General features: G+C 71.1%; 17 protein-coding genes. 11 read left to right on the plus strand and 6 right to left on the minus strand.

The features are described 5' to 3' along the window. The first annotated feature begins 171 nt into the window (after positions 1–171). From ACWDR4_RS47735 to ACWDR4_RS47765, 7 genes are all read left to right on the plus strand, one after another. The gene (locus tag ACWDR4_RS47735; RefSeq protein WP_450418180.1) at positions 172–585 is read left to right on the plus strand and encodes a DUF3151 domain-containing protein; all 414 of its coding nucleotides are present in this window, start codon (positions 172–174) and stop codon (positions 583–585) included. A gap of 170 nt (positions 586–755) precedes the next feature. Beyond that, a complete protein-coding gene (locus ACWDR4_RS47740; RefSeq protein ID WP_450418181.1) occupies positions 756–1,601 on the plus strand; it encodes a tryptophan 2,3-dioxygenase family protein in 846 nt (281 codons plus the stop codon). Then, complete coding sequence (gene kynU / locus ACWDR4_RS47745) at positions 1,594–2,811, plus strand: kynureninase (protein ID WP_450418183.1); 1,218 nt, start codon at positions 1,594–1,596, stop codon at positions 2,809–2,811. Before ACWDR4_RS47740 ends, kynU begins: the two co-directional genes overlap by 8 nt. A gap of 194 nt (positions 2,812–3,005) precedes the next feature. Beyond that, the gene (locus ACWDR4_RS47750; protein ID WP_450418184.1) at positions 3,006–3,911 is read left to right on the plus strand and encodes an alpha/beta hydrolase; all 906 of its coding nucleotides are present in this window, start codon (positions 3,006–3,008) and stop codon (positions 3,909–3,911) included. A 171-nt stretch (positions 3,912–4,082) separates the two neighbouring features. Next, entirely contained in the window at positions 4,083–5,465 is a 1,383-nt protein-coding gene (locus ACWDR4_RS47755; protein ID WP_450418185.1) for a sensor histidine kinase, read from the plus strand. Beyond that, positions 5,462–6,139 (plus strand): response regulator, encoded by a 678-nt coding sequence (locus ACWDR4_RS47760; RefSeq protein WP_450418186.1) that lies wholly within the window; start codon positions 5,462–5,464, stop codon positions 6,137–6,139. Before ACWDR4_RS47755 ends, ACWDR4_RS47760 begins: the two co-directional genes overlap by 4 nt. A gap of 43 nt (positions 6,140–6,182) precedes the next feature. Continuing rightward, the gene (locus tag ACWDR4_RS47765; protein ID WP_450418203.1) at positions 6,183–6,620 is read left to right on the plus strand and encodes a VOC family protein; all 438 of its coding nucleotides are present in this window, start codon (positions 6,183–6,185) and stop codon (positions 6,618–6,620) included. 181 nt (positions 6,621–6,801) lie between these two features. Here ACWDR4_RS47765 and ACWDR4_RS47770 read toward each other — a convergent pair whose 3' ends face one another. Next, positions 6,802–7,956, minus strand: a complete 1,155-nt coding sequence (locus ACWDR4_RS47770; protein ID WP_450418187.1) for a lipid II:glycine glycyltransferase FemX — start codon at positions 7,954–7,956, stop codon at positions 6,802–6,804. 177 nt (positions 7,957–8,133) lie between these two features. Between ACWDR4_RS47770 and ACWDR4_RS47775 the strand changes: the two genes are divergently transcribed. After that, a complete protein-coding gene (locus tag ACWDR4_RS47775; RefSeq protein WP_450418189.1) occupies positions 8,134–9,351 on the plus strand; it encodes a cytochrome P450 in 1,218 nt (405 codons plus the stop codon). Here ACWDR4_RS47775 and ACWDR4_RS47780 read toward each other — a convergent pair. From ACWDR4_RS47780 to ACWDR4_RS47795, 4 genes are all read right to left on the minus strand, one after another. Continuing rightward, positions 9,317–9,571: a hypothetical protein gene (locus tag ACWDR4_RS47780; protein WP_450418190.1), complete on the minus strand. Its 255-nt coding sequence runs from the start codon at positions 9,569–9,571 to the stop codon at positions 9,317–9,319. The two genes, ACWDR4_RS47775 and ACWDR4_RS47780, sit on opposite strands and share 35 nt — an antisense overlap. 80 nt (positions 9,572–9,651) lie before the next feature. After that, positions 9,652–11,220 (minus strand): protein kinase domain-containing protein, encoded by a 1,569-nt coding sequence (locus ACWDR4_RS47785; protein WP_450418191.1) that lies wholly within the window; start codon positions 11,218–11,220, stop codon positions 9,652–9,654. A gap of 303 nt (positions 11,221–11,523) precedes the next feature. Continuing rightward, entirely contained in the window at positions 11,524–13,140 is a 1,617-nt protein-coding gene (locus ACWDR4_RS47790; RefSeq protein WP_450418193.1) for an ABC transporter permease, read from the minus strand. After that, entirely contained in the window at positions 13,137–14,045 is a 909-nt protein-coding gene (locus ACWDR4_RS47795; RefSeq protein ID WP_450418195.1) for an ABC transporter ATP-binding protein, read from the minus strand. The genes ACWDR4_RS47790 and ACWDR4_RS47795 overlap by 4 nt, the downstream gene beginning before the upstream one ends. A gap of 73 nt (positions 14,046–14,118) precedes the next feature. Here ACWDR4_RS47795 and ACWDR4_RS47800 point away from each other — a divergent pair, with 73 nt between their 5' ends. Next, entirely contained in the window at positions 14,119–14,655 is a 537-nt protein-coding gene (locus tag ACWDR4_RS47800) for a GbsR/MarR family transcriptional regulator (RefSeq protein WP_450418196.1), read from the plus strand. A 117-nt stretch (positions 14,656–14,772) separates the two neighbouring features. On the opposite strand, the gene ACWDR4_RS47805 is transcribed toward ACWDR4_RS47800, so the two are convergent. Beyond that, on the minus strand, positions 14,773–16,290 hold the full coding sequence (locus ACWDR4_RS47805; protein ID WP_450418198.1) for an APC family permease: 1,518 nt from the start codon (positions 16,288–16,290) through the stop codon (positions 14,773–14,775). Between the two features lie 178 nt (positions 16,291–16,468). Here ACWDR4_RS47805 and ACWDR4_RS47810 point away from each other — a divergent pair, with 178 nt between their 5' ends. After that, on the plus strand, positions 16,469–17,881 hold the full coding sequence (locus ACWDR4_RS47810) for an ethanolamine ammonia-lyase subunit EutB (RefSeq protein ID WP_450418200.1): 1,413 nt from the start codon (positions 16,469–16,471) through the stop codon (positions 17,879–17,881). Continuing rightward, complete coding sequence (gene eutC, locus ACWDR4_RS47815; RefSeq protein WP_450418202.1) at positions 17,878–18,699, plus strand: ethanolamine ammonia-lyase subunit EutC; 822 nt, start codon at positions 17,878–17,880, stop codon at positions 18,697–18,699. The genes ACWDR4_RS47810 and eutC overlap by 4 nt, the downstream gene beginning before the upstream one ends. The last annotated feature ends 26 nt before the right edge of the window (positions 18,700–18,725 follow it).

Here is an 18,725-nt window from a genome sequence, read left to right on the forward strand (position 1 = left end):
GGGCTGCGCCCCCAGACCCCCCTCCGGCCCTGAACGGGCCTTGTCCTCAAACGCCGGACGGGCTGACATCCCAGCCCGTCCGGGGGTTCGGGGGCGGAGCCCCCGAGGATGGGAATGGGTAGGGGCGGCGGGGGCGAAAACAAAGCCCGTCCGATACCCCAGACTGGAACCATGACCCTTCACGAAAACCTGCTCGGCGGCCCGCCTCCCACCCACCTCCCCGACCACCCCGAGCCCCGCGACCTCCTCGCGAACGGCACCGCCCCCGCCGACGTCGCCGCGAAGTACCCCACCTCCTCCCTCGCCTGGGCCCAGCTCGCCGACGACGCGTTCGAGCGGGGCAGTGTCGTGGAGTCGTACGCCTATGCCCGTACCGGCTACCACCGCGGACTGGACTCCCTGCGCCGCGCCGGGTGGAAGGGGCACGGTCCGGTGCCGTGGGAGCACGAGCCGAACCGCGGGTTCCTGCGGGCGCTGCACGCGCTCGCCCGGGCCGCCGGCTCGATCGGGGAGAAGGAGGAGTACGAGCGCTGCACCCAGTTCCTCCAGGACTCCTCCCCGACGGCCGCCCAGACGCTCGGCTAGCCATCCCGGCATCCCGTCATCCCCTGTCCGTACTCGGCCCGCCTGTGACCTGATCAGGCGGGCCTTGCGGATTCGGGGCACGATTGTGTTGGATGCCCCTGGGGACCGGGGCCCCCGTGTCGGAATTCGGCAGGGGCGGACCGCTACCCGGAGTACAACAGGAGACAGCGATGTCCCTCCAGGCTCAGCCCCCCGAGGCTTCGGAGCCCGAGACCCCGCATCTCGACTTCGCCGGTACGACGCCGTACGAGGACTATGTCCAGGCCGACGTCCTCACCCACCTCCAGCACACCCTCTCCGACGACCCCGGAGAGATGGTCTTCCTGGTGACGACCCAGGTCATGGAGTTGTGGTTCACCGTCATCGTGCATGAGTGGGAGACCGCCGCCGGAGCCTTGCGCGGCGACGACGTGCCTACCGCCGTCGCCGCCCTCAAGCGTTCCGTGCGCGAGCTGGACGCCCTCAACGCCTCGTGGCGGCCCCTCGCACAGCTCACCCCGGCCCAGTTCAACTCCTACCGCGCCGCCCTCGGCGAGGGCTCCGGGTTCCAGTCCGCGATGTACCGGCGGATGGAGTTCCTGCTCGGTGAGAAGTCCGCGTCGATGCTCGTGCCCCATCGCGCCGCCCCGCGCGTGCACGCCGAGCTGGAGAAGGCGCTGCACGAACCGAGCCTGTACGACGAGGTGTTGAGGCTCCTCGCGCGGCGCGGGTACGCCCTTCCGGACGCCGTTCTGTCGCGTGACGTGTCCTTGCGGTACGAGCCCTCCGCCGAGGTCGAGGCCGTCTGGACGGCCCTCTACTCCGGTGATCCCGACGCCGAACTGGCCCGGCTCGGGGAGGCGTTGACCGACGTCGCCGAACTGGTGTGGCGCTGGCGCAACGACCATCTCGTCGCCACCCGGCGGGCCATGGGCGCCAAGGCCGGCACCGGCGGCTCCGCCGGGGTGGCCTGGCTGGAGAAACGGGCGCAGAAGAACGTGTTCCCCGAGCTGTGGACGGCGAGGTCCCATGTCTGAGTCCTCTTCCCCCAAGCTGCTGCCGTCCAAGACCGAGGTCGCCGAGCAGCTGGACTCGCGTGACGAACTCGCCGAGGTGCGGGCGAAGTTCGTGCTCGACTACGGCGTCACCTACCTCGACGGGAACTCGCTCGGCGCGCTGCCCGCCGCCGTCCCCGGGCGGCTCGACGACGTCGTGCGCCGGGAGTGGGGCGAGCTGCGCATCCGGTCCTGGGACGAGAGCGGGTGGTGGACCGCGCCCGAGCGGATCGGGGACCGGATCGCTCCGCTGGTGGGCGCGGCTGCCGGGCAGGTGGTTGTGGGTGACTCGACAAGTGTCAATGTTTTCAAGGCACTTGTGGGGGCCGTGCGGCTCGCCGGGGACGGGCGCGACGAGATTCTCGTCGACGCCACCACCTTTCCCACCGACGGTTACATCGCCGAGTCCGCCGCCCGGATGACCGGCTGCACCCTGCGCGCGCTCGAACCGGGCGCTGTACCCGGGGAGTTGAGCGACCGTACCGCCGCCGTGCTGCTCAACCACGTCGACTACCGCACCGGCCGCCTCCACGACCTGCCCGCCCTCACGGCCGCGATCCACGCGTCCGGCGCCCTGGCCGTCTGGGACCTGTGCCACAGCGCGGGCGCCCTGCCGGTCGGGCTCGACGAGCACGGGGTGGACCTCGCCGTCGGCTGCACCTACAAGTACCTGAACGGCGGGCCCGGTTCGCCCGCCTACCTGTATGTGAATCACGCGCATCAGGAGCGGTTCGACTCGCCCCTGCCCGGCTGGACCTCGCACGCCGACCCCTTCGGCATGCGGCCCGAGTACGCCCCGGCCCCGGGTGCGACGCGCGGGCGGGTCGGTACGCCGGACATCCTCTCGATGCTCGCCCTGGAGGCGGCCCTCGAGGTCTGGGACGGGGTCGGCATCGATGCCGTACGCGCCAAGTCCCTTGCCCTGACCGACTTCTTCCTGGAGTGCGTCGATGAGTACGTGCCCGAGGGGAGGGTCGAGTCAGTGACGCCTGCCGATCACGCCCGGCGCGGGAGTCAGGTCGCGCTGCGGTGCTCCGACGCGGGGGACGTCATGGCGCGGCTCATCGAGCGGGGGGTTGTCGGTGACTTCCGGCGGCCGGATGTGCTGCGGTTCGGGTTCACACCCTTGTACGTCGGGTTCGCGGACGTGGAGCGGGCGGCCCGGGTGCTGGGCGAGGTCGTCGCCGGCTGAGTCCTCTTCAGTGACGGTCGGCGTGTGACGTATTCGCCGACCGTCACCCAACCCCCGCAAAGCCCAGCAACCTCACCCAGCGTGACTTCCGTGCGTGTCGGCGCACGTCACGGGCCTGATAGCGTCCCGGCAACGGCCGAATTCTCTCCCACCCTCCAATTGCCGGTCGGTCTTAAGTCGCTGAGAGGTTGAGCATGCCGGACGATGCCGTAGCACCGGAGCACGGCGCCGCAGAGGCCGGTGCCGAGGCCGCGCGCGCCGCGGAAGAGGAGTCGGCCTTCTCGCACCCGCCCGTCGACCCCGACGCCACCGCCCCGTACGGCGACCACCCCGACCAGGTGATCGACTTCTACGCCCCGCACGGGCCCGAGGCGCTTCCCGGTGACGGGACCGTGCCGCTGGTCGTCGTCCTGCACGGGGGTGCCTGGCGGGCGCCGTACGACCGTCGGCACATCACGCCGTTCGCCGGGTTCCTGGCCCGGCGCGGGTTCGCCGTGGCCAACGTGGAGTACCGGCGGGGCGGCGACGGCCCCTCCGTCGCCGGGCGCTGGCCCGACACCTTCGACGACGTCGCGGCGGCGCTGGACGCCCTGCCCGCTCTCGTACGGGCCCACCTGCCGCAGGCCGACCCGCGCCGCATGGTCGTCACCGGGCACTCGGCGGGCGGGCACCTGGCCCTGTGGGTCGCCGCCCGGCATCTGCTGCCCGCCGACGCGCCCTGGTTCACCGCACGCCCCGCACCCTTCCGCGGCGTGGTCGCCCTCGCCCCGATCGCGGACTTCGCCGTCGCCGAGAAGCTGGACGTCTGCTCCGACGCCGTCAGTCAACTCCTCGGCGGAGAAGGGCACTTCGCCGAACGTCAGCCCTACGCCGACCCGGCGCTGCTGCTCCCCACCGGCATCGCGACCACCCTCGTACAGGGGCGGGCCGACGTCGACGTACCGCAGATGGTCGCCGAGTCGTACGCGGACGCGGCGGCGAAGGCCGGTGAGGTGGTCGGGCTGACGCTGCTGGAGGACGTCGGCCACTTCCCGCTGATCGACCCGGTGGCGGACGCGTGCGCGGTCGTCGCGGAGGAGATCGCCCAGCTCGCGTGGTGAGCTGGGTGCGCCGGGTGCGCGAGGGATACAAGGGGTGCAGGGAGTACAGGGGATACGGCCTGGTCGTACCCCTACCGTGCTCGTAGCCGTCCCGTAGTACCTGAGACGGACGCCCGAGAACCCCTCTCACTGCTGACGACCGCGCCCCGCCCGCCGCCTACCGTGTTGTATGTGACTGAGACGACCCACAAGCAGACGAACCCCAGGCCGAGGCGGGGGGACGACGCTCTGTTCAGCAGCCCCGAGTTCCGGGTGGCCATGGACGCGATGGCGGGGCTGCGCGCTGACCTGTTCCACGACGCCTTCGCCTACCGCCCGCTGCCCCCGCGGAACCGGCCTGGCGGGATCGCCCGGGTGCTGCCGAAGCGGCTGCGCCCGTACGCGGTCTGGGAACGGCACGCCTTGGTGGGTGCGGCCGGGCTGCTGGCGCTGCTGGTTTCCTTCGAGGGCAGCAGGGGCGACCTGATCCAAGCACTGGCGATAACCGTCTTCTCGGTGGGGCCGATCCTGCTGACGCTGGTCCGGCCGGTCGGGGCCTTCTGGTTCTCCCTGGTCTCGACCCCGGTCGTCGCCCTGATCGGCCAGAACTGGAACGGCGACTACGGCAGCGGCAACTGGCCCTGGCAGCCCGTGAGTTTCGTCGCCCACCTGGTGGTGCTGACGGTCGTCGCCGCCCGGACCCGGCCGCGTACGGCCGCCTGGATGTGGGCGCTGACGGCGGTGTACGCCATGGGCGCCGAGAGCCTCTTCGGCAACCGGTACTTCAACAGCAACGCCGTGCCCTTCCTCTTCCTCTCCGCGCTGGCGCTGCTCATGGTGAGCATGCTGCTGGTGCGCCGGGCCGCCGAGCAGCAGGTGACCGCCCAGCAGACGGTGACCGCGCACGAGCGGTCCAAGCGCACGCTGCTGGAGGAGCGCACGACCATCGCGCGCGAGCTGCACGATGTCGTCGCGCATCACATGTCGGTCGTCGCCATCCAGGCGGAGGCGGCGCCCTACCGGGTGGAGAACCCGCCCGAGGAACTGACGAAGGCCTTCGCGACGATCCGCGAGAACGCGGTGGCGGCTCTCACGGAACTGCGCCGCGTCCTGGGTGTGGTCCGGGCGGAGGACTACGAAGCCCCCGACGCCCCGCAGCCGACTCTGGCCGACCTCGACGGGCTGCTCGCCAATGTGCGGGAAGCGGGCCTCGGGGTGGAGAAGGTGGTGACCGGCGCGGTACGTGAACTCCCGCAGGGCGTCGAGCTGTCGGCGTACCGGATCGTGCAGGAGGCGCTGAGCAACACGCTGCGGCATGCGCCGGGGGCGGGCGCGCGGGTCGAAATCGGTTACGTGCTGGGCGGGTTGGGGCTGCGGATAGTCAACGGCCCTGCGGCGGAGGTGTCGTTCGTGAAGTCCACGGAGGGTGCGGGGCACGGGCTCACGGGGATGCGGGAGCGGGTCTCCATGCTCGGCGGCGAGATGACGACGGGTCCGGTGGACGGCGGGGGCTACGAGGTCACCGTCTTCCTGCCGGTCGCGAGCACGAACGAGGACGGGGGAGACGGGGCATGAGCGACGCCCGTACGATCCGTGTGGTGATCGCGGACGACCAGATGATGGTCCGCGAGGGCTTCTCCGTGCTGCTGAACGCGATGCCGGACATCGAGGTCGTCGGCGAGGCGGTGAACGGCCGCGAGGCGGTGGAGCGGGTACGCGAACTCGCCCCGGACGTCGTCCTGATGGACATCCGGATGCCCGAGATGAACGGCATCGAGGCGACCCGGGAGATCGTCGCGGCGGACGGCACGGCGAAGGTCCTGGTGCTGACGACGTTCGACCTCGACGAGTACGTGTACCAGGCGCTGCGGGCGGGCGCGTCGGGCTTCCTGCTGAAGGACGCGTCGGCCCGTCAACTGGCGGACGGGGTGCGGGTGGTGGCGACCGGGGAAGCCCTGCTGGCCCCCTCGGTCACCCGGCGGCTGATCACCGAGTTCTCGAAGCTCTCCGAGGCACCGCGGCTGATGCCGGGCGCACAGGCGGCGTACGGCGATCTGACCGACCGGGAGACCGAGGTGCTGGTGCTCATCGCGCAGGGTCTGTCGAACGTCGAGATCGCCGGGCAGCTGGTGGTCGCCGAGTCGACGATCAAGACGCACGTCAGCCGCATCCTGGTGAAACTCGGGCTGCGGGACCGTACGCAGGCGGCGGTGTTCGCGTACGAGGCGCGGCTGGTGACGCCGGGATGAGCCTTCGGTGTGGCCCGGCTACGGTGAGGTGATGGGAATGGCTATGGAGCAGCGCATCACCTTGATCACGCTGGGTGTCTCCGATCTCCCCCGAGCCAAGGCCTTCTACGAGGCTCTGGGCTGGCGGGGGCAGGAGGTCGAGGAGACCGTCTTCTTCCAGGCGGGCGGGCTGGGGTTCGTCCTGTGGGGCCGGGACAAGCTCGCGGTCGACTGCGGACTGGAGCCCGGAGAGAAGGCGGCGGCGGGTGGCTTCGGCGGGATCGCTCTCGCCCACAACGTCCGCTCCGACGCCGAGGCCGACGCGCTGCTCGCGGCGGCGGAACGGGCCGGCGGGACCGTCACCAGGCCGGCGGCCGTCAACGCGGTCGGCTTCTACTCCGGTGCCTTCGTCGATCCGGACGGCCACGCGTGGGAGATCGCGCACAACCCGGGCTTCCCGCTGGCGGCGGACGGCTCGGTCACGATCCCCGAGTTCGGCTAGGCGCTCCGCTTGAAGTGCCGCGATGTGTCGTCGGTCGTCTGCGGCGCCATCGTGGCTGGTCGCGCCCGCGCGGCGGAAGCCGCATCTCCAATGCAGCCCCGCGCCCCTTTGGGGCGCTGCCGAACGGCAGCGGACTCGCCCGACCTGCTTGGAGGGGACTCGTAGACGGGGGCTGGGTGGGTCATCTGCGGGCGAGGTAGAGCCCCAGCGCCCTTCGCAGCACCTTGCCCTGGCTGCCCACCGGGAGTTCCCACTCGCCGAGGTACTCCACCGCCCGGCCGCCGGCGCCCGTCTTGAAGTGGAGCCGGCCGAGCAGCCGGTCCTCGGTGAGGGCGGGGGTGATGGAGCGCAGGTCGTACGTCTCGGCGCCCGCCGCCTGCGCGTCGCACAGCATCCGCCACAACAGCGCGCTGCTGGGCCGCAGTTGGCGACCCCGGGAGCCGGAGGCGGCGTACGAGTGCCAGACCCGGGAGCCGACGTTGATCATGAGCGCCCCGGAGAGGACCTCGCCCTCGTACTCGGCGACGTACAGGCGCAGCCGGTCCTCGTCCTCGCTGTTCAGGGCCCGCCACATGCGCCGGAAGTAGTCCAGCGGGCGGGCCTTGAAGCCGTCGTGGGCGGCGGTCGCGGTGTACAGGCGGTGGAACTCGGGCAGGTCGTCGTCCGAGACCCACGAGACCTGGACGCCCGCCGTCTCGGCCGTACGCAGGGACTGTTCCCAGTGCGGTGCGAGGGCGTCTCGGAGGTCGTCGACCGAGCGTCCGGCGAGCGGGATGTGACAGCCGTAGCGCGGTTGACCGAGGCCGAAACCGTTGCCGTCGTCCTCGTCGCACGGCCGCCACCCGAGCCGCCGCAGCCGCTCGGCGGCGTCGAGCGCGTAGCCGTCGATGCCGGCAGCGGGCAGCTCCCGCAGGTGGTGTACGCCGGGGTCGGCGAGGCCCGCCGCCACGGTGGCCGGGTCCCAGTGCCGTACGACCAGGGGCGGCCCGATCCGTACCGAGAACGCCCCGATGCGCTCCAGGTGGGCGACGAGCGGGTCCAGCCAGCGCTCCAGCCGAGGGGTCCGCCAGTCGATGCCGGGCCCGTCGGGGAGATACGCGAGGTAGCGCCGGGTCCCGGGCAGCGGCCGGTAGAGGACGAGCGCGGCAGCGACCATGACATCGCCCTCGCCCTCGCCCTCACCCTCGGACTCGAACCAGCCGATGCTCTCCGGCAGCCAGTCGGGCTTCACGCCGCCCCACTCGGGGATCTGGAGATGGCTCGCGTCGGGGCGCAGCCGCAGATGGGCCAGATGCTCCTCGCGCGTGATCTCCCGCACGTACAGGCGGCTGGTCATGGGTGGGGTACTCCTGTTCGGGGGCGGCCACCCTAAGCCGGGGATCACCCGGTGGGTCAAGGGCGCACGGGAGAAGGTTCGCTGACGGGAACCCGAACTCCGCCCTCCGGTGGCCCGTGGCGTCGTACGGTGAGACGTCCCTGGTCAGGTGGGGGTGGCTCGGGCTAGCGTCCGTGCATGGCAGCTGCTTCCGACCTTGCTTTCGACCCGTGGGACCCGACGTTCGTCGCGGACCCGTACCCCGCGTACGCGGAGCTGCGCGCCCGCGGCAGGGTCGTGTACTACGAACCCACGAACCAGTGGCTGGTCCCGCACCACGCGGACGTCTCGACGCTGCTGCGCGACCGCCGCCTGGGCCGCACCTACCAACACCGCTTCACCCACGAGGACTTCGGCCGTACGGCACCCCCGCCGGAACACGAGCCGTTCCACACCCTGAACGACCACGGCATGCTGGACCTGGAACCGCCGGACCACACCCGCATCCGCCGCCTGGTGTCGAAGGCGTTCACGCCCCGGACGGTGGAGGGCCTGAAGCCGTACGTGGAGCGGCTCGCGGCGGAGTTGGTGGCCGACCTGGTGAAGGCGGGCGCCGGCGACCTGCTCACCGACGTGGCGGAGCCGCTCCCGGTGGCGGTGATCGCGGAGATGCTGGGCATCCCGGAGGCCGACCGCGCCCCGCTGCGCCCCTGGTCGGCGGACATCTGCGGCATGTACGAGCTGAGCCCGTCGCAGGACACGGCGGCGCGGGCGGTACGGGCGTCGGAGGAATTCACGGAGTACTTGCAGCAGCTGATCGCGACCCGCCGCAAGGAGCCCGGCGAGGACCTGATCTCGGGCCTGATCGCCGCGTACGACGAGGGCGACCGCCTGACGGAACAGGAGATGATCTCGACCTGCGTGCTCCTGCTGAACGCGGGCCACGAGGCGACGGTCAACGCGACGGTGAACGGCTGGTGGGCGTTGTTCCGCAACCCCGACCAACTGGACCGGCTGCGGGCGGACCACTCCCTGATCCCCTCCGCCGTGGAGGAGCTGATGCGGTACGACACCCCGCTCCAGCTCTTCGAACGCTGGGTACTGGACGAGATCGAGATCGACGGGACGGTGATCCCGAGGGGCAGCGAGGTGGCCCTGCTCTTCGGCGCGGCCAACCACGACCCGGAGGTCTTCGCCGGTCCCGGGTCACTGGACCTGACGCGGGCGGAGAACCCGCACATTTCCTTCAGCGCGGGGATTCACTACTGCATCGGGGCTCCACTGGCGCGGATCGAGCTGGCGGCGTCGATGGGGGCGCTGCTGAGGGGGGCGCCGACACTGGCGTTGGGGGAGGAGCCGGTGCGGAAGCCCAACTTCGTGATCAGGGGGCTGGAGGGGCTGCGCGTCGAGATCTGAGCCGGGTGACGAGGCCTCGTACGACGGCCCAGGCGGTCAGGCCGGCGGCGGTTCCGGCGAGGGTCAGCAGGGGCAGTTCGGCGTAGAGGACGCTCCAGTCGGGGCCCTGCTCGAAGCGGTTGATCCGGCCTTGGGCCCTGATGGTCCACACCAGCAGTCCGGCGGCTGCGCCCAGGGCGGCGGTCAGACATCCTCCGGCGGCTTGCGCGCGTTGTCCCATGTCTGCGAGGGACGCAGCTGCGGTGCCGTGGGTTCCGGTGACGGGCTTCTACGCCGTTGCCCCTCTGAGCCCTCTGAGTGTCAGTTCTGTGTTCCCGCGGCCCACAGGACAGTGTCGCCGGACTTGATCACGACGTTTCCGTCGGACTGGAAGACGAGGGTCGCTCCCGGGTTGTCGTTGGTCTGTGTGGACCACAGGGCCTGCCCGGCACCGCTGTAGACGACCAGGTTGCCGTCCGGCTGGAAGCGGGCGGAGTTGCCCTCGCCGGCGGTCGCCGCGGCCCAGAGGGGCGTGCCGTCCTGGTGGGAGATCACCAGGTTGCCGTCCTCCTGCATGGTCAGACTCCTGGCCCCGGCCACCACGGACTCTCCGGCGGCCAGCTCGAACGTGGCCTGGATGACCTTGAGTGTCGGGTCGGGCGCCGGGGACTCCGGGGTCGCCGACGCGGAGGGTGTCGTGACCGGGGTCGTTGACGGGGACGGCGTCCCGCTCGCGGTCGCCGACGCGGACGGCTGTCCCTGCGTGGACGGGGAGGAGTCGGCCGAGGAACGCTGCGCACCGAATTGGACGGTGGCCGCCACGGCCGCCGCGACCGCGACCGCCCCGATGGCCGTGGGCAGCAGCCAGGCGGGCCGGCGGGGGCGGACGGGCTCGGCGGCCGGGGCGGCGAGGAGCGTGTCGGATCTTGTCGCCCCCGGGGCCGGTTCCTGACCGGCGGTGGTCGCTACGGAGGTCTGTGCGAGGTCGGTCACGGTGCGCGCGGAATGCTCGGCCCGGGTCAGTTCTCCGGCGAGAGCCGCCGGGTATTCCTGCTGCCAGCTCCCGGTCCGGCCGCCCCTCTCCGCCAGCCATCCGCTCAGCCGGGCCGCTGTCGGGCGTGCGGCCGGATCCTTGGCCAGACACGCGGTGAGCAGCGGCAGCAGCTCCGGGGGTACGCCCGTGAGGTCGGGTTCCTCGTGGACCACCCGGTACAGCAGGGTGGCCGCGGGGACCTGCTCCCCCGCGCGCGAGAAGGGGCCGCGTCCGGTGGCGGCGTACACCAGCACGGCGGCCAGTGAGAACACGTCGGCCGGTTCGGCGGCGACGGCGCCGATGGCCTGGTCCGGTGCGAGGAAGCCGGGGGAGCCCACGGAGACACCGAGGCGGGTGTGCCGGCTGTCGTCGGCGGCCCGGGCGACCCCGAAGTCGATCAGCCGTGGACGGTCGCGTGCCAGCAGGACGTTTCCGGGTTTGACGTCCCGGTGCGCGAGGCCGGCCTGGTGCACGGCCTGGAGGGCACCGCCCAGTTCGGCGGCGAGGGAGAGGAGCGCGTTCGGCGGCAGCGGACCATGGGACAAGACCCAGTCGGCGAGCGACGGCGCGGGCACGTACTCGGTGGCCAGCCACTGCGGGCGCTGGCCCGGGGCGCTGTAGTCCACGACGGTCACGGTCCACGGCGAACGGACGCGGTCGCTGTTGCGTATCTCGCGGGCGAACCGTTCCTCGAAGCCCGGCTCGGAGCTGAGGTCGTCCCGGATCGTCTTCAGCGCGAGCAGCCGGCCCGACCCCGTACGGGACAGGAAGACCTGCCCCATACCGCCCGCGCCGAGCCGGCTCAGCAGCGGATAGCCGCCTATGGATGTCGGGTCCGAAGGCTGAAGGTTGTTCATGACGACTGTTCCCCGGAAGTTCGGTTCGCGTCAGCGCTCGAAGCACACGCCGTGCCTCGGCTTGCGCGGTGGTGAGCAGGGTGGCCAGCGGGTCGCAAGTATGCCGGACGGGTCAGGCTTTCGCCTTTCCTTCCAACTCATTGGCGCGCCGACCAACTCATGGGCGCCGACCAGGAATTGTGTCCGGCCGGGGAGTCGCCGGAACCGCCAACCCCGCTCGTTGTGCCCCGGAGTTCCTCGTTCCTGCCCTTCGGGAACTGCCCTTTCACCCTCGGGCTGCCCTCCGGTCGTCTCCTACGCGTCCTACGCGCTCAGGTCCCGGCGCCGCAGCCCGGCCAGCCCCGCCGAGACCAGCCCCACCGCTACCCCCGTGAGGATCAGCACCGGCGGCCAACTCATCGTCCCGCCGGGCAACTTGGGCAGATGCCCGAACGGCGACAGGTCCAGCACCCCCTGCGGTACGTCCAGCGCCGGTCCGATCCAGCCCACCAGCAGCGCGAACCCCGCCACGCCCCAGGCCCCTACCGACAGTTGGGGTGACCCCCCGTGCAGCAGGACCGCCAGTCCGCCCAGTACCCACACCGCCGGGATCTGCACCAGGCTCGCCTCCAGCAGAGGGCCCAGCTCCTCCCCGTACCCGAGTGCCAGGCCCAGGCCGCTCAGCAGCAGGATCAGTACCGCGCCGCCGAAGGCGATCACCAGGTGGCCCCCGGCCCAGCGCAGTCGGCCCACCGCGTTCGCCAGGATCGGTTCCGCCCGCTGCGAGGTCTCCTCCGCGTGCAGCCGCAGGACCGACGAGACGACGTACAGCGCCGCCACCATGCCGAACATGCCGACCATCGTGGCCAGGAACGCGTCCTCGATGCCCGACTGGCCGCCCATCCGCTCGATGATCTCCCGCGTCTTGGCGTTGTCGCCGACCAGGTCCGCCGCGCCCTTCGTCAGCCCGCCGAAGGCGACCCCCGCCGCGAGGAACCCGACGCTCCAGCCGAGTACGGAGCCCCGTTGCAGCCGCCAGGCCAGTGCGCCCGCCGTGCCCAGGCGGCCGGTCGGCGGGCCAGGGCGGGCGGCGACGAAGCTCATGCCGACGTCCCGGCGGCCCGCCAACTCGTAGACCAGGAAGCCCTGGACGACCGTCGCGGCGACGAACAGCCCCAGTACCCACCAGCGTTCGTCCGCGAAGGGCCGTAGGTTCTCCAGCCAGCCGATCGGCGAGAGCCAGGTCAGCGCTGACGAGCCGTCGTTCGTCGCGGAGTCGCCCGCCGCACGCAGGACGAACGCCACGCCCAGCAGGCCGCCCGTCAGCCCCTTCGCCAGCCGCGCGCTCTCCGTGAACTGCGCGACGATCGCCGTGAGCGTCGCGAACGCCGCTCCCACACCTCCGATGCCCAGGCCCAGGGCGAGTGCGCCCGATGTGCCCTGGCCCGCCAGGCCGGCCGCGATCAGCAGGGCCAGTGTGGCGTTGGCGACCAGAGCGGTGAGCAGGGCCGCTGTGAGTGGGGCCCTGCGGCCCACCATCGCCGACGAGATCAGTTCCTGGCGTCCGCTCTCCTCCTCGTCGCGGGTGTGCCGTACGACGACGAGCAGGCTCATGACGCCGGCCAGGATCGCCGCGTAGCCGCCGACGCGCCATGCGGTCAGACCGCCGATCGAGTCGCTGAACACCGGGCCGTACGTGGCGCGGAGCGAGCTGTTGGTGAGCATCTGGCGGGCGATGTCGGCGCGTTCGGCGGGGGTGGAGTACACGCTCTCCAGGGAGCCGGGGAGGGAGAGGACCAGGAGGGCCGTCACCGCCACCCAGATCGGGATCATCACCCGGTCGCGGCGCAGGTTGAAGCGCAACAGGGTCCCGGTGCCCGCCAGTTGGCGCGCGCCGGCGGTCCTCCGTACTGCCGGGGCTGACGTGATGGCGGCGGTCATCGGGTCACCGCCTCGTCCTCGTAGTGGCGCAGGAACAACTCCTCCAGCGTCGGCGGCGTCGACCTCAGGGACCGTACGCCCGACTCGGTGAGTGAGCGCAGTACGGCGTCCAACTTGTCGGTGTCCACCTGGAGTTGGACCCGATTCCCCTGTACGTCGAGGTCGTGGACGCCGGGGAGACGGGCCAACCCGTTGGGTGTGCCTGCCAGTTCCGCCGTGATGCTCGTCCTCGTGAGGTGGCGCAGGTCGGCCAGCGAGCCGGTCTCCACCGTGCGGCCCTTGCGGATGATGCTGACCCGGTCGCACAACTCCTCGACCTCGCTGAGGATGTGGGAGGAGAGCAGGACCGTACGGCCCCTGTCCCGTTCCTCCTCCACGCAGCGCTGGAAGACCTCCTCCATCAACGGGTCCAGGCCCGACGTCGGTTCGTCGAGGATGAGCAGGTCCACGTCCGACGCCAACGCCGCCACCAGCGCCACCTTCTGGCGGTTGCCCTTCGAGTACGTGCGGCCCTTCTTCGTCGGGTCCAGCTCGAACCGGTCGATCAGCTCCGCCCGGCGCCCCTTGTCGAGTCCGCCGCCGCGCAGCCTGCCGTACAGGTCGATGACCTCACCGCCGGAGAGGTTGCGCCACAGAGTGACGTCGCCAGGGACGTACGCGATCCGGCGGTGCACCTCCACCGCGTCCGCCCAGGGGTCCCGGCCCAGGATGCGCGCGGTGCCCGAGTCGGCGCGCAGCAGACCGAGGAGGACGCGGATGGCCGTGGACTTTCCGGCGCCGTTGGGACCGAGGAAGCCGTGCACCTCGCCGGTCTCGACGGTGAGGTCGAGACCGTCCAGGGCGTGTGTCCTGCCGAACGACTTGTGGAGTCCGGATACCTCGACAGCGGGGCTGGCCTTCGTCATGTTTCCGAACGTACGCTGTGTTCAGAAATTTGTGAAGTTAAGGAAGCGTATGAATGCTGGTTACACTCGGCGTATGACGGAAGCGAGTGCGGCGGGGAGTACGGCAGAGAGCGCGGAAGCGGGTGCGGGGCGGGACCCCGAGGCGGTGTCGAGGTTCGTCGAGGGCTTCGCCGCCCAGCTCGTCGACGCCGGGATGCAGCGCATGGCCGCCCGTGTCTTCGCCGCGCTGCTCGCGTCCGACGCCGGCGCCATGTCCTCGGCCGAACTCGGCGAGCAGCTCCAGGTCAGTCCGGCCGCCGTGTCCGGCGCGGTGCGCTATCTGTCCCAGGTGCACATGGTGTCGCGGGAGCGCGAACCCGGTTCGCGGCGCGAGCGGTACCGGGTGCACAGCGACCAGTGGTACGAGGCGCTGACCAACCGCGACGCCGTGCTCAAACGCTGGGGGCAGACCCTGCGCGTGGGCGTCGACAGCCTTGGCGTCGACACTCCCGGCGGGCAGCGGATCGCCGAGACGCTCGCCTTCTTCGAGTATCTGGAGGGCGAGCTGACCAAGCTGATGGATCGGTGGCGGGAGGAGCGGGCCCGGACTTTCGGCCAGGGGCAGGGGTAGCGCCCCAAAGGGGCGCGGGGCTGTGTCGATGTGCGGCTCTGCCGCTGGGGCGCGACCGGCCACAGCCGACCCGCAGTTCCCCAGCGACAGTTCCCCGACGGCGCCTCCAGCGGAGTGCTACCGCTCTTGGGTCTCTTCCAGGACCGTCCGGCCCAGCAGCGCGTACCGCTCGGGGGCGCGGCGCTTGAGGTACGTGGCGTAGCCGATACCGCCCGCCGCGATCAGGGCGACCAGCCACGGTGTGGCCTTCAGGACCAGTGAGTCCGACTCCGAGCCCGCCGCGACGCCCATGTTGGACACCAGCAGCACGACCACCGCGAGCATCGCGATGCCGCCGACCAGCGGGGCCGTGAACGTCCGGAACCAGTGGCGGCTCTCCGGGTGGTTCTTGCGGAAGTACGCCAGGACCGCGAAGGAGCAGACGGCCTGGACGACGAGGATCGCCATGGTGCCGAGGATGGCCAGCAGGACGTACGTACCCGTGTACGGGTCCTTGCCCGCGAGCCAGAACGCGGCGAGCAGGATGCCGCTGATGATCGTCTGGACCAGGCCCGCGATGTGCGGGGAGCCGTGGTCGGCGTGGGTGCGGCCGATGGTGTTCTTGAGGGAGGGGAGTACGCCCTCACGGCCCAGGGCGTACATGTAGCGGGCGGCGCAGTTGTGGAAGGCCATGCCGCAGGCCAGCGAGCCGGTGATCATCAGCCACTGCATGACGACGACCGCCCAGTGGCCGACGTACTGCTCGGTGGGGTTGAAGAACAGGGCGAGGGGGTTCGAGGAGGAGGCCGCCTCGACCGCCGCCGCCTCGCCGTTGCCGATGATGGCCATCCAGGAGACGAAGACGTAGAAGACGCCGACGCCCAGGACGCTGATCATCGTCGCCTTGGGGATGATCTTCTTCGGGTCGCGGGACTCCTCGCCGTACATCGCCGTCGACTCGAAGCCGACCCACGACCAGAAGGCGAAGAAGAGGCCGAGGCCTGCGCTGGTGCCCTGGAAGGCGTTGACCGGGTTGACCGGGCCGAAGGTGAAGCCGTTCGGGCCGCCGCCGTGGAAGGCGACCGAGATGGCCATCGCGGCGAGGATCGTCACCTCGGTGGCGAGCAGGACGACCAGCAGCTTTTCGGCCACCGAGACGCCGAACCAGGTGCCCGTGGCATTGATCGCGAGCATCAGGATCGCGAACAGCCACCAGGGGATGTCGGTGCCCGTCTGGTCCTTGATGGTCTCGGTGGCGAAGGTCGAGAAGATGCCGATCAGGGCGGGCTCGAAGACGACGTACGCGAAGGTGGCGAGCAGCCCCGACGCCAGTCCGACCGTGCGGCCGAGGCCGTACGAGATGAAGCCGTAGAAGGCGCCCGTGGACGTGATGTGCTTCGCCATCGAGGTGAATCCGACGGCAAAGATTGCCAGGACGACCATTGCGACGAGATAGCTCGCCGGGGCGCCGATGCCGTTGCCGGACGACACCATGAAGGGCACGTTGCCCGTCATCGCGGTGATCGGCGCGGCGGTCGCGACGGCCATGAAGACCACGCCGAGCAGACCGATCGCGTTCGGCTTCAGCCGGTGAACCGTGCCGTCGTCGCCTGTGCTCGTACTCTCCGCCGGGGCTACGCCCTCGTCCACTGCCATCGGGTGGCCCCTTCCTGGTTGCCTTGCCGTGCTGCCTTGCCGCGTTTGCTCCGCGTACTGCCGACGAGGTGGAACTCTGTAGCCCGAATGAGTCGGCCAAGGGTGGCGTGATGTTAAATACTTGTCAACCAGACCTTTAGAAATCTGACGGCAACACGTGGCTCGTACGGTCGTCGCCATGAGCACGTACACCGGTACCGGCACGTACACAGCCACCCTCGGCGGCCACAGCTACCGCTTCACCTCCCTCGCGCGCCTGCTCGCCGCCGCGAGCCCCGAGCGCTCCGGCGACCGGCTGGCCGGCCTCGCCGCGGACTCCGCGCAGGAACGGGTCGCGGCGCGCTGGGCGCTGGCGGAGGTGCCGTTGGCTCGTTTTCTCGCCGAGCAGGTGATTCCGTACGAGACCGACGACGTGACCCGTCTCATCGTCGACACGCACGACCTGGCCGCCTTCGCGCCGGTGTCCGGGCTGACGGTGGGCGGGTTCCGGGAGTGGCTGCTGTCGGAGGCGGCGGACGCGGAGTCGCTGGCCGCGGTGTCGCCCGGGCTGACGCCCGAGATGGTGGCCGCGGTGTCCAAGCTGATGGGGAACGCCGATCTGGTCGCGGTGGCGCGCAAGGTGCGGGTGGTGACGTCCTTCCGCTCGACGATCGGCCTGCCCGGGCGGCTGGCCACGCGCCTCCAGCCGAACCACCCGACGGACGACCCGGCGGGCGTGGCAGCCGCGCTCCTGGACGGTCTCCTGCTGGGCTCGGGCGACGCGGTGATCGGCATCAACCCGGCGACGGACAGCCCGAAGGCGGTACGTGACCTGCTGGAACTGCTGGACGGAGTCATCCAGCGGTACGCGATCCCGACGCAGTCGTGCGTGCTGTGCCACGTCACGACGAGTGTGGATCTGATGGAGCGCGGGGCGCCGGTGGACCTGGTGTTCCAGTCCATCGCGGGTACGCAGGCTGCGAACGCGTCGTTCGGCGTGACCCTGGGGCTGCTCGACGAGGCACACGCGGCGGCGGGGGAGCTGAAGCGGGGCACGGTCGGTCAGAACGCCCTCTACTTCGAGACCGGGCAGGGCAGCGCGCTGTCCGCCGACGCGCATCACGGGGTGGACCAGCAGACGGTGGAGGCACGGGCGTACGCGGTCGCCCGCCGCTACGACCCGCTGCTCGTGAACACGGTCGTGGGCTTCATCGGCCCCGAGTACCTGTACGACGGCCGCCAGATCCTCCGCGCCGCACTGGAGGACCACTTCTGCGGCAAGCTGCTCGGCCTGCCCATGGGCCTGGACATCTGCTACACGAACCACGCCGACGCGGACGACGACGACATCGCCACGATGCTGACGATGCTCGGCGTCGCGGGCGCGTCCTTCGTGATCTGCACACCGGGCGGCGACGACATCATGCTCAACTACCAATCCGCCTCGTACCACGACGCGTTGTACCTGCGCGAGGTCCTCGGGCTGCGCCCGGCACCGGAGTTCGAGGCGTGGCTGGACGGCATCGGGCTGCTGGACGAGCGGGGCGCGATCCGGGACGTCTCCGGTACGGCGCATCCGCTGACGGCGATAGGAAAGGAGCTGGCGGCATGACCGATTCTGTGGAGCGTCAACTGGCCGCTGCCGCCGACGACTTGCCCATGTGGTCGGCGCTACGACGGCACACGCAGGCCCGGATCGGGCTCGGCCGCGCGGGTTCGGCGCTGCCCACGCGTCACCGCCTGGAGTTGCAGGCCGCGCACGCCGCCGCCAGGGACGCGGTGCACTCGCCCTTCGATCCCGAGGTGGTCGCGGCGGGACTCACCGGCGAACCGACGGTACGGGTACGCAGCGCCGCCGGCGACCGGCTCACGTACCTTCAGCGCCCCGACCTGGGGCGCCGCCTCGACGACATCGACCGTGCCCACCTCCCCGGCGGCGACTGGGACCTGGTCTTCGTCGTGGCCGACGGCCTGTCCAGCCGGGCGGTGCACGAGCATGCGGCGCCACTGGTGCGGGCGACCACGGCACTGCTGGACCCGGGGGTACGGGTGGCCCCGGTGATCCTCGCCGAGCAGGCCCGGGTGGCCCTCGGTGACGACGTGGCCCACGCCATGGGCGCCACGATGGTGGTCGTCCTGATCGGCGAACGCCCCGGTATGTCGGCGGCGGACTCGCTGGGCGCGTATCTGACGTACGCTCCGCGCCCCGGCACGACCACGGACGCGGACCGCAACTGCCTGTCCAACATCAGGCCTCCGCTGGGGCTGAGCTATGAGACGGCGGCGGGGAAGTTGGCGGCGTTGATGGGGCGGGCACGGGAGTTGGGGCTGACGGGGGTGGGCCTGAAGGACGAGCTGGATTCGCCCCCGCCGCCCCTACCCGTCCCATCCCTGGGGGCTGCGCCCCCAGACCCCCCTTTGTCGCGCTGAACGCGCTCGTCCTCAAACGCCGGACG

Source organism: Streptomyces sp. NPDC000878 (assembly GCF_053599695.1).

What these genes read in the sequence shown, in the direction of transcription:
- ACWDR4_RS47735 (WP_450418180.1), top strand. Translation starts at nt 172, where the DNA reads ATGACCCTTCACGAAAACCTGCTCGGCGGCCCGCCTCCCACCCACCTC.
- ACWDR4_RS47740 (WP_450418181.1), top strand. Translation starts at nt 756, where the DNA reads ATGTCCCTCCAGGCTCAGCCCCCCGAGGCTTCGGAGCCCGAGACCCCG.
- kynU (WP_450418183.1), top strand. Translation starts at nt 1,594, where the DNA reads ATGTCTGAGTCCTCTTCCCCCAAGCTGCTGCCGTCCAAGACCGAGGTC.
- ACWDR4_RS47750 (WP_450418184.1), top strand. Translation starts at nt 3,006, where the DNA reads ATGCCGGACGATGCCGTAGCACCGGAGCACGGCGCCGCAGAGGCCGGT.
- ACWDR4_RS47760 (WP_450418186.1), top strand. Translation starts at nt 5,462, where the DNA reads ATGAGCGACGCCCGTACGATCCGTGTGGTGATCGCGGACGACCAGATG.
- ACWDR4_RS47765 (WP_450418203.1), top strand. Translation starts at nt 6,183, where the DNA reads ATGGAGCAGCGCATCACCTTGATCACGCTGGGTGTCTCCGATCTCCCC.
- ACWDR4_RS47770 (WP_450418187.1), bottom strand. Translation starts at nt 7,956, where the DNA reads ATGACCAGCCGCCTGTACGTGCGGGAGATCACGCGCGAGGAGCATCTG.
- ACWDR4_RS47775 (WP_450418189.1), top strand. Translation starts at nt 8,134, where the DNA reads ATGGCAGCTGCTTCCGACCTTGCTTTCGACCCGTGGGACCCGACGTTC.
- ACWDR4_RS47780 (WP_450418190.1), bottom strand. Translation starts at nt 9,571, where the DNA reads ATGGGACAACGCGCGCAAGCCGCCGGAGGATGTCTGACCGCCGCCCTG.
- ACWDR4_RS47785 (WP_450418191.1), bottom strand. Translation starts at nt 11,220, where the DNA reads ATGAACAACCTTCAGCCTTCGGACCCGACATCCATAGGCGGCTATCCG.
- ACWDR4_RS47790 (WP_450418193.1), bottom strand. Translation starts at nt 13,140, where the DNA reads ATGACCGCCGCCATCACGTCAGCCCCGGCAGTACGGAGGACCGCCGGC.
- ACWDR4_RS47795 (WP_450418195.1), bottom strand. Translation starts at nt 14,045, where the DNA reads ATGACGAAGGCCAGCCCCGCTGTCGAGGTATCCGGACTCCACAAGTCG.
- ACWDR4_RS47800 (WP_450418196.1), top strand. Translation starts at nt 14,119, where the DNA reads ATGACGGAAGCGAGTGCGGCGGGGAGTACGGCAGAGAGCGCGGAAGCG.
- ACWDR4_RS47805 (WP_450418198.1), bottom strand. Translation starts at nt 16,290, where the DNA reads ATGGCAGTGGACGAGGGCGTAGCCCCGGCGGAGAGTACGAGCACAGGC.
- ACWDR4_RS47810 (WP_450418200.1), top strand. Translation starts at nt 16,469, where the DNA reads ATGAGCACGTACACCGGTACCGGCACGTACACAGCCACCCTCGGCGGC.
- eutC (WP_450418202.1), top strand. Translation starts at nt 17,878, where the DNA reads ATGACCGATTCTGTGGAGCGTCAACTGGCCGCTGCCGCCGACGACTTG.